At 68.7% G+C, this 13,901-nt stretch carries 13 protein-coding genes and 1 tRNA gene; 3 read left to right on the forward strand and 11 right to left on the reverse strand.

The genetic code is table 11. The annotated features are described in order from the left end of the window. Positions 1-21: 21 nt before the first annotated feature. The 7 genes from OG300_RS05775 to OG300_RS05805 form a co-directional block, all read right to left on the reverse strand. Positions 22-93 (reverse strand) — tRNA-Gly (locus OG300_RS05775). Positions 94-194: 101 nt separating this feature from the next. Continuing rightward, positions 195-1,067, reverse strand: coding sequence for a hypothetical protein (locus OG300_RS05780; protein ID WP_405492886.1), 873 nt, complete (start codon positions 1,065-1,067; stop codon positions 195-197). After that, positions 1,064-2,740 carry a cutinase family protein gene (locus OG300_RS05785; protein ID WP_405492888.1) on the reverse strand — a complete coding sequence of 559 codons (1,677 nt, stop codon included), beginning with the start codon at positions 2,738-2,740 and terminating at the stop codon, positions 1,064-1,066. The genes OG300_RS05780 and OG300_RS05785 overlap by 4 nt, the downstream gene beginning before the upstream one ends. Positions 2,741-2,757: 17 nt before the next feature. After that, complete coding sequence (locus tag OG300_RS05790) at positions 2,758-4,917, reverse strand: hypothetical protein (protein ID WP_405492890.1); 2,160 nt, start codon at positions 4,915-4,917, stop codon at positions 2,758-2,760. Next, on the reverse strand, positions 4,914-5,804 hold the full coding sequence (locus tag OG300_RS05795) for a MinD/ParA family protein (RefSeq protein WP_405492892.1): 891 nt from the start codon (positions 5,802-5,804) through the stop codon (positions 4,914-4,916). Before OG300_RS05795 ends, OG300_RS05790 begins: the two co-directional genes overlap by 4 nt. Positions 5,805-5,810: 6 nt before the next feature. Next, positions 5,811-6,641: a hypothetical protein gene (locus OG300_RS05800; RefSeq protein WP_405492894.1), complete on the reverse strand. Its 831-nt coding sequence runs from the start codon at positions 6,639-6,641 to the stop codon at positions 5,811-5,813. A 22-nt stretch (positions 6,642-6,663) separates the two neighbouring features. Then, complete coding sequence (locus tag OG300_RS05805; RefSeq protein ID WP_405492896.1) at positions 6,664-8,106, reverse strand: hypothetical protein; 1,443 nt, start codon at positions 8,104-8,106, stop codon at positions 6,664-6,666. A 336-nt stretch (positions 8,107-8,442) separates the two neighbouring features. Between OG300_RS05805 and OG300_RS05810 the strand changes: the two genes are divergently transcribed. Then, on the forward strand, positions 8,443-9,102 hold the full coding sequence (locus tag OG300_RS05810) for a hypothetical protein (protein ID WP_405492898.1): 660 nt from the start codon (positions 8,443-8,445) through the stop codon (positions 9,100-9,102). A gap of 75 nt (positions 9,103-9,177) precedes the next feature. Here OG300_RS05810 and OG300_RS05815 read toward each other — a convergent pair whose 3' ends face one another. The 3 genes from OG300_RS05815 to OG300_RS05825 form a co-directional block, all read right to left on the reverse strand. After that, a complete protein-coding gene (locus tag OG300_RS05815; protein WP_405492900.1) occupies positions 9,178-9,528 on the reverse strand; it encodes a hypothetical protein in 351 nt (116 codons plus the stop codon). A gap of 75 nt (positions 9,529-9,603) precedes the next feature. Further along, complete coding sequence (locus OG300_RS05820) at positions 9,604-9,909, reverse strand: hypothetical protein (protein ID WP_405492902.1); 306 nt, start codon at positions 9,907-9,909, stop codon at positions 9,604-9,606. Positions 9,910-10,240: 331 nt separating this feature from the next. Beyond that, positions 10,241-10,414 carry a hypothetical protein gene (locus tag OG300_RS05825; protein ID WP_405492904.1) on the reverse strand — a complete coding sequence of 58 codons (174 nt, stop codon included), beginning with the start codon at positions 10,412-10,414 and terminating at the stop codon, positions 10,241-10,243. 258 nt (positions 10,415-10,672) lie between these two features. On the opposite strand from OG300_RS05825, the gene OG300_RS05830 reads away from it, so the two are divergent. Together OG300_RS05830 and OG300_RS05835 are read left to right on the forward strand one after the other, a co-directional pair. Then, a complete protein-coding gene (locus tag OG300_RS05830; protein ID WP_405492906.1) occupies positions 10,673-11,554 on the forward strand; it encodes a helix-turn-helix domain-containing protein in 882 nt (293 codons plus the stop codon). 2 nt (positions 11,555-11,556) lie between these two features. Continuing rightward, positions 11,557-11,751, forward strand: a complete 195-nt coding sequence (locus OG300_RS05835) for a DUF397 domain-containing protein (RefSeq protein ID WP_405492908.1) — start codon at positions 11,557-11,559, stop codon at positions 11,749-11,751. 321 nt (positions 11,752-12,072) lie between these two features. Here OG300_RS05835 and OG300_RS05840 read toward each other — a convergent pair whose 3' ends face one another. After that, on the reverse strand, positions 12,073-13,812 hold the full coding sequence (locus OG300_RS05840; RefSeq protein WP_405492910.1) for a DUF222 domain-containing protein: 1,740 nt from the start codon (positions 13,810-13,812) through the stop codon (positions 12,073-12,075). Positions 13,813-13,901: the final 89 nt, after the last annotated feature.

A 13,901-nucleotide genomic window follows, 5' to 3' on the forward strand; every position in this document is an offset into this window, starting at 1 on the left:
GAGAGACTCTTTCGAGTGTTGAGCGGATGACGGGATTCGAACCCGCGACCCTCACCTTGGCAAGGTGATGCGCTACCACTGCGCTACATCCGCATCGCGTCCTCGGGGCGTTTCCGCGCCCTCCGGCTGCGAGAGAGAACTGTAGCCGACTCTGGCAGATCTTCCAAAACGCCGAGGTAGTCCCAGGTCGCCGCCTATTTCGGGGTGTCGGAGGTCATCGGCACGATGGCCGAGACGAGGGTGGTGTCGCCGACCTTGGTGGTCATCACCAGCTGCGGCGGCCAGGTGTGCTTGGAGGCGTCCGGGTGCTGTTCGGTGACCACCATGATGTGCTGGCCGTCGAACGGGCCCGGCATGATCTGCACGCAGTAGGTGGTGCCCCGGGGAATGCTGTCGATCCCGGCCTGGATCTGCTCCACGCTCGGCACGGACGCATCGGGCGCGAACATCTCCCGCACGGACTTGCCGGAACGGTCGACGTAGTACCGATTCTGCAGTGCCAGAATCACATCCGGACCGGTCTTGGTGCTACCGGGCCCGTTGCCGCGCACGGTGTCACCGCGAGTCTCGTTGGGGCACAGGTCGGCCGGGGTTCCGGCGGCTTGCTGGTCGGTCGCCTGCGTGGGCTGCGGCACGGCGGTCGCCTGGGCGGGCGGGGGAGTGGCGACCCCCGGCGCGGCGTGCGCGTCGGTGCTGGAGCTGACCTTGGCGATCTGCACGGCGATCGCCGCGGTCACCGCGAGCACGGCCAGCAGGCCCAGTAGGGGCACGGCCCACCGCCGCATCCCTTCGCCCAGTGAGAAATCGGCGAACCCGCGCCGGGCGGGCGCATGGTGGGTGGTCAGCGGTCGTCGTGGCGCGGCCCGGCCCGGTTCGGGTTCGTAGTACGGCTCGTCGTCGAAATCCTCGTCGTAGCCGAGGTATTCGTCGTCGTAGTCCTCGACGCGTACCGGCCGCGGCGTGGGTTCGGCGTCGATCCAGTCAGACCACCGCCCGGTGTACTTCTCATCGGGCGGATCCGTCGACTCGGATTCCGTTGTGCGCGGCCCCGATTCGGTGGTGCTCATGACGTCGCCTGCGTCGCCCCGAGGTCGGGGATCATCGGCGGATAGCTGCCGGTCGTCGGCGTCGTCGAGGTGCCGGGCGTGAAGTTCAGCCCGGGTATGCCGCTGTTCGGCGCCGAGGTACCCGGAGTGCCGCCACCGCCGAGCGGGAACTGCCCGTTGGGTGCGACGCTCGGCGTCACCGCCGTGCTGGCCCCGAAATCCATTCCGAGGGTGGGCTTGTCGCTGCCGCCGCTGGGAATCGCGCCCGGCTTCGAGGTCGAGGCCAGATCGTGTGCGACCGCCGCGAACCACTGCCCGACCCAGTCGGTGGGGCTGGTGCCGAACCCCGCGCCCTGCGCGTGCGTGTAGTCGTGCTTCTGCGCGGTGTCCCAGTAGCGCACCCAGGTGGTGATATCGAGCAGATCCTTGTTGTCGGTGACGTTCTGGGTGACCGCGCTGAACGCCTGCGTGGTCAACCGGCTGATCGTGGTGGGCGGCACCAGATTGGTGACCGCGCCGAGCAGCTTGGTGCCGAACACCGCCAGTCCCGCGATCGGATTCGCGAGTCCGGCGGTGGCGATCTCGGCGATATTGGCCGGTGTCAGAATGTCTTTCGCCACCGCGATCACCGAATTGATGGCGATGGTGCCGACCTTCACCAGCGCCTGCAACGCGCTGGGAATGTCGACCTGGGTGCTGGGATTGGACGCCGCCGCGATGCGCTGGGAGATCGACTGCTGCGGCTGATACGACAGGTCCGACAGCGAGGTCCCCGACACGTCCTTGTTGACCACCGAGGTCACGGTCTTGATCGAGGTGAACGCCAGCGCCTCCGCGATCGACTTCAGCGACCCGATCGGATCCCCGGCCGAAAGCTCCACCTGCCCCGCGATATTGGCGACCGTCCGCGCCAGCGGCGCACCGACCGGGGTGTCGCAGGCCAGGTCGCCCTCGGTGCAGAATTCGGCGACCCGCCCGACCAGCGACCCGAAGTTCTCCAGCGTCCCGCTGTCGGGTGCGATGCCCGCGCCGGACGCGGTCTTGGTGGCGGGTGGTGCGGACAGCGCCGACACCGCGGTTCCGTTGGTGCCGGGCGCGGCGGTCGGCGTGGTCTGATCCGGTTTGCCCGGGAACAGCGGCGCGTTGGCATTGCGGTTCGGGTCCCCGAACAGCGCCACCGCGGCGATCCGGTCGGCCGGAATCACGCCCTTGCCCGCGCCCACCTCCTCGGCGAACTGCGAGGCCACGTGCGCGCCCTGCGAATACCCGGTGATGGCGAGCTTCGTGTTCGGGCAGCGGTCGGCGACCTGCTTGGCCATCGACCGCAGCGAATCCCCGCCCTGGGTCACCGATTTGATGTAGGTGACGGTGCTGACCTCGGTCGCCCCGCCGAAGGACGCCTCGTACGGCACGTAGGCGCGGTCGACGAGCCCGGCGTCGCTGGCGGCGGCCATCATGGGCCGGAACACCTCCGACAGCATGCCGGTGTCGGTGGTGACGGCGGCGTCGGGTGAGGATTCGCCGGTGCCCTGCACGCCGAGGGCGAACAGGGCCGGGCAGCTGTCGATGGGCACCGTGGTGTCGGGCGGGCCGCCGCGCGCCACCCCGACCGCCACCGTGGCGATCACGCAGAGCAGGGCGGTGGCCAACGCCGAGTTTCGGATTCCGATGGTGGGCAGGCGATTACGATGCACGTCGCACCTCGTTCAGGTCATGGGGTGGCTTCTCGGGCGCCGCTGTGCGCGCGATCGGTGAGCTGCTGCCCCGCAGTGCGGGCGGCGATGAGGATCTGCTCGGCGAGCAGCCGAACCGGTTGCGGTGGAGTGCGGGTGGGATCGGTGTCGTCGACCGGTGACGGCTCGACGGCGGGATTCCATTCCGCCAGTTCATGAGGTTCGAAGGCACGCCACTGTTCCAGCCAGCCCAGCCGCCAGGTGCGCGCACCCAGCGCGACCGCCAGGCCCTCGGCCTCCTCGCGGCGGTCGGCGACCCGATTCGACAGTGGCCGTGCGGCATCCGCGACGGTCAGCACCCCGACCACCTGGCTGCCCGCCGGGGTCGCGGATTCCCGATACGCCACCAGCGCCCGATACAGCGCGTTCATCCCGTGCATGTGATTGCGAGCCACCAGCACCACCAGCGGCGAATCCATATCCGGACCCATGCCGATCCGCGCGGGCCACCGCTGCCCGGCATCCCCGGCCCACCCGACACTGGCCGCCAGACTGCTCACCCCCGCACCACCATGCACACCGACCAGCCACACCAGCGGCGGTCGCGTCGAGCGGGTGGGCACGGCCCGATTCCACATCGGCACCGGCGGCGAGCCGGGCGTCTCCAGTCCACCGGCCGCGGGTGCCGTTGCGGCATCCGGTGATTGGCCGGGCACCGGTGCCACCAGCTTGCGCGGCCCGGTCCGATCCGGTGCGGCAGGCGTGGCCTCGTCCGGCTTCGGTGCCGCCGCCGCCAGCGCCGCCTCGGCCTCCAACTCGGTGAGCGTGAACGGCTTCCAGTCGGTCATGGTGTCGAAATCGGCAGGCCCCGAGGCCTGTTCGCCGACCGGCTCGTCCTCGGACTCGTTCTCCGATGCGGGCGACGGGATTTCGGGCGGCTTCCACAACGGCCTGGGTTCAGCGACAACGGCATGGCCGCCGGTGTCGGATATCCCGCCGGAAGCGACAGCTCCGACGTCTGCGGGTCTCGCGCCCCAGCCTGCGAATCCATTTGTGGATTTGGCGATCCCGGGTACCGCCGTGGCGTTCGTCGGCGCGGATTCGGCCACCAGCGGTGTGGGACCGGTGGTGGTGGCTCCCGGCGGCAAGGTGACGGTGCTGCCCGGTGGCAGGGTGACCGTGCCGATGGAGGGCAGCGTGACCGTGCTCAGCGTCGGGAGTGTGATCGTGGTGTACGCCGGGCCGGTGACCGTGGTGAACGACGGTCCGGTGACGCTCTGTACCGATGGTGCGGGGTGCGGCGGGCCCGCCGGATTCGCGGAGCCGGAGATCGCGGCCGGTCCCTCGGGGGTTCGCGCGAGCGTGGCGGCGAGCGAGGTGAGCAGCGTCGCGATCGCCTCGATGGCGGTAGCCGAGGGGTGTGGATTGTCGACTGTCGGCAACTGTTGCTGCACAGCGTTTCCGAGCGCGGCCACCGCCGCGGCTCCGACCGCCGCGAAGTTCGGCGGCTGCCAGGCCGTCGCCGTCGCGGTATCGACGGCGCTCGCCCTGGCCGCACTCTGCGTCGCAAGATCTGGGGCGCTCGCCCCAGCTGCCGCACTGCTCGGTGGGGCGGTTGCGTTGTTCGGTGGTGTCCAGAGGCCCGGGGTCTCGGTGCCTGCCTCCGGCTGCGCGAACGGGATATCCACTGTCACTGAGGCAGCGGAGATATCGGGTGCGGGGGCGTCGGCATCGGTGGCAGTGGGACTCTCGCCCGGCTCGCCATCGAAGGTGTCCACGGGCCTGGCGGTGACGCCGAGCAGCGGGCCGGTCGAAAGATGCTGTGCCCGGCTGGTTTCGGCCATCTTGCGCGGGCCCATGGTGCGCGGCGGTTTCGGCGGCGCGGCCGTCGGGTCGGCGTTCTCGTCGTCGTCAGTCGGCGAGGTGATGGGCGCCCACGAGGGCGGCGCTTCCATGGCCCGGCTCGGCGGGTGGCCGAACGGCACCGGTTTGACCTGGGCCGGCTTGGCGGCCTGCGGGTTCGCGGTGGTGGAACTCGGCCGCAGCGGACCGTGCGGGTCGGGTGCCTCGGTGGTCGGGGCGAGACGCAGGTGTCCGGCGGCGCGCGCCCGGGCGCCGGGGGCCTTTTCGGTCGGCGCGGCAACCGGGATCGCGCTGCCGGGCAGCGGTTCCGGGTCGGTCTTGCGGGCGGCGGTCATCGCATCTCCCCCAGCAGTCCCAGATACGCGTCGCGGGTCTCGGCGGTGAGCCGATGCCAGGAGATGAGTCCGCCTGCGGCCAAATGAATGTCGAACGGGATCTGCACCACCGCGCGCACCCACGAACCGAGGTGCGTGCGCACGTGGTCGACCACTGCGGCCGCCGAACCGGGAGCCTGCTCGGTGAGCACGATGACCGCGTCACCCACCACGAACTCGCTGTAGTTCTCGTCCAGCCAGGCCAGCGCGGGCTGCAACCGGTTGATGGCGTCCGGGCGGGCGGCGACGGTGATCGCCAGTCCGACACGGGGATCCGACAGCAGGGGAGCGGCCAGCCTGCTGGTGACCGGCGCGCCCGCGTCGAAAACCGCGAGGAGTCCGGCGTTCTCGAGATGCCGGGCCACCGAGACCAGCGATTCGCGGCGCGGCAGCGGATCCGGACTGCGATCCAGAATCCGCACCCCCGTGGAGGTGCGTCCCGAGCACGCGCCGACGCTGGCCGGATCCGCCGGATCCGGTGCGGTGAGCCACTTCTGGAGATTGCCGACCGCCGCGGCCGTATCGCAGCCGCGGCGCGCCACATCCCCGCCGCCGAGGGTGGCGTCGACCACCACCGGCCACACATCGTCCTCGTTGTCGACCGCCGCCGCGGCGGCCAGGCCGAGCGTGACGGTGGACGCGCCGGAGGAACCGGAGCCGCCGAGCACCAGCATCGGCGGAATGGAGGTGCGCACCAGCCGCCCCTTGCCGCCGTGCAGTGGCACGCCGTCGGTGGGGGAGCCGACCGGGGCCGGTTTGGTGAGATCGGTTTCGCGGGTGTCGGTTCCGTCCCCGCTACGCTGTGCGGCGGCGTCGGTCGCGCGCCGGATGAGATCCTCGACGTCCATCGCGGTTCACCGGTTCCCCACCACAATGGAGCTGATCCGTACCTGACCGTTGCGAACACTGGTCGTCATGATCTGCTGCCAGGAGCTGGTGGAACCGTCCGGGTGCCGTTCGTCGACGGTCACCGTCCACCGGTCGGCGGCGATGCCGCTGATCGTGACGCAGTGCTGGGTGCCGACCGGGGTATCCGAGATCGCTTGGCGGGTGGCCTCTTCGGAGGCGGCGATCACGTCCGGGGTCAGCATCGAACGCACCGCCGTCGCGTCGCGCAACACGTACCAGGCGTATTCGAGGTGCAGGATCGCACCGGTCGCGCTGGTCATATCGCCGGTGCCGGCACTTGTCACCCGGTCGGGCGTGTCGACGTGCTGGCACCACGAGCTCAACCCCGGCTGATTCCCGGTGGGCTGCGGGGCGGCCGCCGCCGTCGTCGGAGCGGCTGCGGGCGTGGCGGATCCGTCGAGGGCGAACTTGAGCCACACGGCACCCGCGATCAGCGCCACCACCAGCGTCGCGGCCGTGACGGCCAGGATCTGATTGCGAGCGCGCAGGCGCTGCCGGGTGGCCTCGGCCCGCCGCCGCGCCTCGTACACCAGCGGGGCCATCGGATCGTCGTCGAGCAGATCGGTTGCGCGATCGTCGAATTCGCGTTCCTCGCCGGGCTCGCGCTGCGGAACGGTCTCCTCGGCCAGCCACGAGGCCCAGCCCGGAGCGGTCCCCGGAGCCGTCTCGGCGTGCGGTCCGCTCGTCCACGGATCCGCGCCGACCGGCACCCGCTGCTCGGGCACCAGCGCCGGTAGCGGCGGCCGCGCCCCGATGGGATCGTTGTCGTCTCTCACGGCGTCACCCGCGCCGTTCCGGTCACGCACCCGGCGCGGCCGGTTGCAGTGCGGCCAGGAAGGATTCGGGCGTCAACGGCGGCATCTGCGCCACCGCCGACCGCAACGAATCCACCTGCGTGTTCACCGCATCCACGACCTGCTGCACCTGCTGGACCACGGGAGCCACCACCTGCGCCACCGGCTCGACCGGCTGCTGCTCGGCAATCGGTTGCGCCACCGGCTGCGGCGTAAAGGCCGACGGGGGAGCCGAATCGTCCTGCTGCGCGACCGGAGTGGCCTGCGCGTCCGGCGTCGTACGCGGCGCGTCGGGAGCGATCGGCAGGGTCGCCGGAGCCGCCTGGAACGAGGCCGGAACCGTGGGCTGCCCGAACAGCTGCGAAACCTGCTGCACCCCAGGCGTGAACTGCTGCCCCAGCAGCTGCTGCACCTGCTGGGTGGCGACCGCGACCTGCTGGTCGACGGTCTGCACTACCTGATTGACGACCGTCACGGCCTGCTGAGCCGCAGGTGTCACAGCCTCGGGAAGGCCAGCCGGAACGGAGATCGGCGCGATTGCGAGTGAGGTGAAAAGTGAATTGCCCACAGTCGATGGCTGACCGACGCCCGGTATCTGCGCTGCGGTGTCGGTCAATGCCGTCGGTGCGGCTGGTGCGGGCTTGGTAGCGTCACCTCCGCTGAGTGCGCCTCCAGCCAGTGCGGCAAGGCCGCCACCGCCAACGACCAGCGGGACACTCACCAACCCTCCGAGTGAGCCGCCACCGATGCACCCCGCGATTCCGCCGACGATTGCTCCAGCCGGAGCACCGATTCCAGCCGTCGGCACGCCTGCGATCACTCCACCAGCGACGGCCCCGACCACCGCGCCAACGGCACAGCCCACCGGTACCAACGCTGCCGGGGCTGCGACGCCGATGGTTCCCGCGCCGAGTAGAGCGCCGATCGAACTTGTTGCAGCCATTCGATCGGATTCGTCGCGGGAGAATCCCATTCGGTCGTACGCGGCGGCAATCTGCCACTCGGCCATGTCGGCGTATGACTGGGCCTTGTTGCGAGTCTTGGTGTCGATCCAGTCCGGAAGCTGAACAGTATTGGTGCCCAGCCGCAATTGATGCGGATCCGCGGGCATTACTTCCGGCGCATTCGCAGCCGGTTCATCCGGCTTGACCGTATCCGGCGTGTCGGCCTGTGGCGCGGCCTGCGGCTGAATAATCGTGTCCTGCTGCGGCGTGGTCTGCTGCCGCGGGCGCGGGCGATTCGGGGCCGGGATCGGCGGATCCGGAATGAAATCGGCGGGGCTGGGCGCGGAATTGGTGGGCGCCTGCGGGGCGGTGCTGAGGCCGGGCTGACCGTCTCCGGGCGCGACGAGGCCCGGCTGGCCGGGTGCGGCCGCGGCCACGCCCTGACCTGCGACCAGCGCGATCGGCAGGATCGACAACAGCATCGAAGTTCGTTTGGTGGTCATATCCCCAATTCCCCTTCCCCGAACGGACAGCAGCGGGCCTCGAGCCCTATTCCCCCGGATGCCATGGCATTCCGCACCACTGGCCGACAGCGCAGGCGGCCACCGGAATCGAGTTCCGATGATCCATCATGAATCCCCACCACCTGCGATGATCATGTTGCGGCCCTGATCTTACCCGGATCGCCCGGCCTCACAACCGGTTCCGTGACAGTAGTGACGAATTGTTAAACGCGATTGAACATCCCTCGTAGGATCAGCCAACCAAGCCTGTACGCGCCATGATCGTGCACCACAACACTTCTCGTCGGCTCCACCGGTCTACCCGAAGGAATCACCATGCGCGCCAAGCCAGCACACCACGCGCAAACGTTGATCGCCATGGCGGCAGCGTTGCTCCTGTCCGCCTGTTCCTTATTGATCTCCGCCTGTGGCCTCGGTGATCATGCCGCCGCACCCGCAACCACCACCGCGCCACCCGATCCCGCCCGGGCGCCGGCGGAGGTGCGCTGGGAGTCGTATCAGGGTGTCCAGTTACCGATCGGCGCGCACGACGGTCCCAGCAAGCTCGGTTCCACCGCCGCCGGGTACACGCACACCCCGCAGGGCGCGGCGCTGGCGGCGATAAATCACAGCACTCGCCTGTCACTGGCCCCTGACGGCAATTGGCCTCAGGTGGCCGCCATCTCGCTGATCCCCGGGCCCGCCAAGGATTCCTGGGTGCTGGCCCGCGCCCAGGTCTCGGTGACCGCCCCCGCCGACCCGAAGGTCGCACCCCGCATCACCGGCTACAAGGTCACCGCGTACAGCCCCACCCGCGCCGACCTCACCGTTTACGCCACCTACTCCGACGCCAGCATCACCGCCTCGGCGGTCAGCGTGCTGTGGGTTTCCGACGACTGGCGGCTGCTGCTCCCCGATCCCACCTCGAAAACGGCCACCGTCCAATCCATTCCGGCCGTCCCCGCCGACATGGTGAAACTCGAGGCCCCGAAGTAGCTCGACGGGCACGCGGCCCGAACATGATTCGGCCGGTCCGGGGACGCCCCGAACCGGCCGATCGCACGATTGCCCCTACTGCATGGACCCCGTCTGCGCGGCCTGCACCTGCACCGTGAAGGTGTCCAGATCCGACCCGTTGCAGAACGCGCTCACCTGATGCGATCCGCCCGCGATCCCCGTCACGGTCTTGGACGCGGTCCCCGGATCGGCGAACACCAGGAACTGCGAGTCCGCCACGACGCTCCCGTCCACGCGCACCTGGCAATTCGCCCCGGCCCCGTCGGACTGCACCGTCACCTCGATCTGTCCGACCCCGCCGACCGCACTCGACCCGGTCGCCTGCGCCTGCGCCCACGGCCCCGCGACCACCAGCATCCAACCGACCACACCTGCCAAGAGCAGCCCCGCATGGATTCGTTTCATGGCCCGGACCCTACGCCGCCGGGTTCGATCGGAATCTTCCGTTCGGCACGTCGCCGCGATCACCCGCGCGTCGCCTCAGACGTGCCCGTTCATCCGCGTCCAGAAGTCGTCATAGGCACTCGATTCCGTGCCCGGTCCCTGCTCCAGTTCCTTCGCCGGATCCGAACCCGCCTCGAGCGATCGATAGATCTCGGTGATATTGCGCTGCCGCCACTCCATCAGCGCCTTCGCCGACCGCTGGCTCGAACGATCCGAAGCCCAGAGCGCGCCGAACAAGCCCAGCGCGAACAGCGCGATCCCGATCCACCCGGTCCAGGACGGCAGCACGTGATGGTAGGCCAGCACACAGACGATCAGTCCCGCGAGCCAGCTCGACAGCACCCCCGCGACCAGCGCTCGGCCCCTGAACCTGTCGTCCCGCCAGCATCGCCTGACCCAATCCACCTGCCGCATAACGCATGCTAGCGACACGCGAGGGTCTGGTTCGCGCGAATCGCACGGTTCGCCGCCGATCACCCGGTGAGATCCGCCCCACACGGGCGGCCACCGTCCCCATCGAGGAACGCTCGCGCCCGCATCTGACGCGGGCACGGCGGGTCACAGGAGGCGTGAATAACCAGAATCCCCAGCGCCCGACCCCGACTGATCGGCACCACAACCCCGTTGCGACAGTGATCCTCCACCCACGACACCAACACCTCGCCCACCATCCTCACCACCGCCTCTCCACATCCCGTGCCGCACCGGCGAATTGCTCCAGCGACAGCCGCGCCCGCCGCCGCACCCGGCACGCGACCCGGTCGCAATACAGATGCAACCGCCAGGCCAGTCGCGCACTCGCGAATTCCAGCGGCCCGGGATCGACCTCGCAATCAAGCAGATTCACCGCAACCTCCCGAAGAGTGCGCTCAGGGCGCGCCCGGCCCGCCCGCCGCCAAAGGGGTGAGACAGCGGGCGGGAAGGGTTTCGGAGTGGAGGTCCCCCTCGACCGGACGCCTCTCCAGGAGACGCGCCGGGCGGTCGGTGGGCACCCCGTTCCGGTGACTCCGGACCGGTTTCACCGAAATGCCAGCACGGTCACCGAATTCGGCGGAGGCTTACACCGAAGCGGGTGAAAGTGAACACTCGAAACGGGGATGTGATCATGTCTGATCTGGGCTCCACCGTGCCGCTCCGTCAATTGGGCAGACTGATGCTGGAGTGGCGAAACTGTTCGGGGTTGAGCCAGGCCCGAGCCGCCGAACTTCTCGAAATGGGCGCGAGCAGCCTCGCACGGATCGAGAAGGCGGAGACGGGCCGCATCAAAACCGTTGTGATCAAACAGGCCTGCGAGATCTACGGCGTGCCCGACGACATCGCCGAAGGCATGATCCGGCTCGCACAGCAGGCCAAGGTGAAGAGCTGGTGGCATTCGTACACGGACCTGATGCCCAAGAACCTCGATGTATACCTCGGGCTCGAGGCTGCCGCGTCCGGGTACACCTCCTATCAACCGGAGTTGATTCCGGGCCTGCTCCAGATCGAGGCATACGACCGCGCGCTGTTGTGTGAACGCTGGCCGGAAGCACCGGAGCCGGAACGAGATCGCCGCGCGCAGATCAAACAGCGACGACAGGCCGCCATCACCCGCAGTCACCGGCCGCTGGATCTGGATGTGGTGATCGGGCAGGCGGCCCTGCAACGCACGGTCGGTGATCCCCGAATCATGGTGTCGCAGTTGCGGCATCTCGCCGACGTCTCGACGCGCGACAATATCTCGGTGCGCGTCCTGCCGTTCGAGGCGGGCTACCCGGGCGGAATAGCGTTGCTGCCCTTCGTGATTCTCGACTTCGGAAACCCGCCACCCGGCGAACCCGCCGAACCGCCGGTGGTGTACCTCGAAGGCGCGGTCGGCAGTATGTATCTGGAATACGAGGACGACGTCAGGTTCTATTACTCGTCCCACGAAAAGGTCCGCGAGGCCGCCCTGGACGAGGTGGCAACTCGGAACCTGTTGAGACGGCTGGCAAGGGAGTACGGATCGTGAACATGAATCTATCTGGCGCGCAATGGTTCAAGAGCAGCTACAGCCAAGCCGGTGGCGAATGCGTCGAGGTCGCCTTCCCCGACCCGGATTCGGTCGGCGTCCGCGACTCCAAGAACATCGCGGGCCCGGCCCTCGTCTTCACCTCTGAAGAATGGTCCACGTTCACCAGCGGTGTGCGGCAAGGCAAGTTCGACTGACGCTCATGCTCACTCCCAGGTGGCAATCGCCTTGTCTCGGTACGGAACCACCGCACCTCCGTAGGTCACCTCAGGTCTCGCTGGCAGACGGGTGCAACCTTCGACACTCTGCCCCGTAGCGACTGGAACTGGTGTTGATCATCGCGCGCGGTCGCCACGACGGACGCGGGGCACGACCAGACCCGATGATGGTGCCGATCGATCCACCTCACTCAGCCTTTCCGAGTACCGGTGTGCCGACATGACGCCTTGCTGAGTCTCCTGGGAGATGCATAGCGGTGTACCGCTACTCGGGCAGCGGTACACCGCTATCGGAAGGACTTATCGAGCGGCAGGACCTAGAACGGTGGTGGGTCGGTGTATTGCGGTGTGGACGTGTCGGTTCGACGCCTGTTGCGCCGCCCAGGATTCCCGCACGACCCAAGATTCCCGTGTGGCGCGGGATTCCCGTGTGGCGCGGGATTCCCGTGTGGCGCGGGATTCTCGTGTGGCGCGGGATTCTCGTCGGGCTCGTGTGGCCTGTGCGTGTCGTCGTTGCGCGGGTGGGTGGTAGACGTGGAGGAGTTCGGTGAGTTCGTTGACCGCTCCGCCCGGATTCAACAGTGGTTCAACCGGTTCCGGCACACCGCTGCCGGTGACCGGTGGTACCGGTGTGCGGGGGAACAGGAATTTCGCTCCCTCGGGTGTGGTGGTGATCGATCCACCCGAGGGGCTACGCCATTCCACACGCCGATCCGGGTGATGGATGACTTTCCATCCGTTGAGTCCGTTGTCGGCGAGGGTTTTGGTGCGGTGGTGGCGTCGGCACCGGCAGCCGAGGTTGGATTCGACTGTGTGGCCACCGGATTCGGGCGACTGGTGGTTATATCGGTCTTGGTGGTCGATGTCGGTGGCCGCGGCAGGGATCGCGCAGCCGGGCGCGCGGCAGCCACCGTCGAGGGCGCGAATCCGGTTGGCCAGGCGGGTCCCGGGCCGGTAGCGCGTCTCGCACGCGGCAGCCGGGTCTGCGGGGTCGTCGGTGCCGGTCGGCGTGGCGACCGCCGGGAGTACCCCAGGCTCGGGTGTGACCTGCGTGGTGCGGCCGGTGTCCGTCGGACGTGCCTGGTCGTGGATGGCGGCCCGCCCACTGTGGTCGATGCGGGCCGGGTGTTCGGCGATGATCTCGAAGCGAGCGTGGCGGGCCAACTGGCGGGCCAGGTCGGCGTCGATCGCACCGAAACCAGCCAGCAGAGCAGGGTTGTCAGCCAATCCGGCCAACGTTTGTGCGCAAACACCCACCTGTACAAGCGCTTTACGTGCGGGTGCGGGTGCGGGTGCGGGCGGGGTCGCGGTGCGTGGGCAGTCGCGGTGGCCGCAGCCGCAACTGAGCCGACCGGTCCCGGTGGTGAGGGCGATGAGGGCGTCGGCGCGACGCTGGTTGCTGGTGCGGGGATCGGCTGCGCAGCAATGGGTTTGCGCCATCTCCCGCAAGCGTTCGTAGAGGGCCACCCCATCGGCGGCGGGCAAAACAGCATCGATGATGGCGGTGCCGTTGTCGGCGGCGGTGACATTCACATACCGGTCGGCCTCGGCCGTCTTGCGCCGTTCGGCTTGACCGGCAGGGTCGATTTCGAGCAGCCACCGGCGCAGGGTGCGCTTCACCCGTGACGGGTCAGCGTTTTCGGCGTAGGCGACGATTCGGGGTTCGAGCGCCGCGACGAGCTCGGGGGCGATGTTGCGGAAGACTTCGTGCAGGGCGCGCACTCGCGGCAGGTCGATACGGCCGTTCTCGAATGCTGTACGTGTGCACGGCAGCCGGTGCTCGAGGCCCAGTCCGAGGGCGATGAGGTTGTCGGCGTGGCGTTGTGGAACATGCAGGGCCACACCGATTTCGGTGGCGGCATCCTCTCCTGCGTAGACGGCGCGCACCCCTCGCTCGAGTTGCTGTTCGCGGCGCATCCGGTAGAGCGCGGTCATCAACGCGACTTCTTCGGCTTGGGCGACAGCGATCGTCGAGTGCACCGCGCGCAGCCGCGCCACCAGTTCGGTGGCGCTGAGGCTGTCAGCAGCGGTTTCGTTCACATGTTCGATGATATTCGCGTGTAATGAGACACGCCAGAAGGCTTTCGGTGACACGCTGAGCGAATTTCCAGCTGCCCCAACCACTGTCG

Origin of the sequence: Nocardia sp. NBC_00511 (assembly GCF_045161165.1) — a bacterium.
Classification (GTDB): Bacteria; Actinomycetota; Actinomycetes; order Mycobacteriales; family Mycobacteriaceae; genus Nocardia.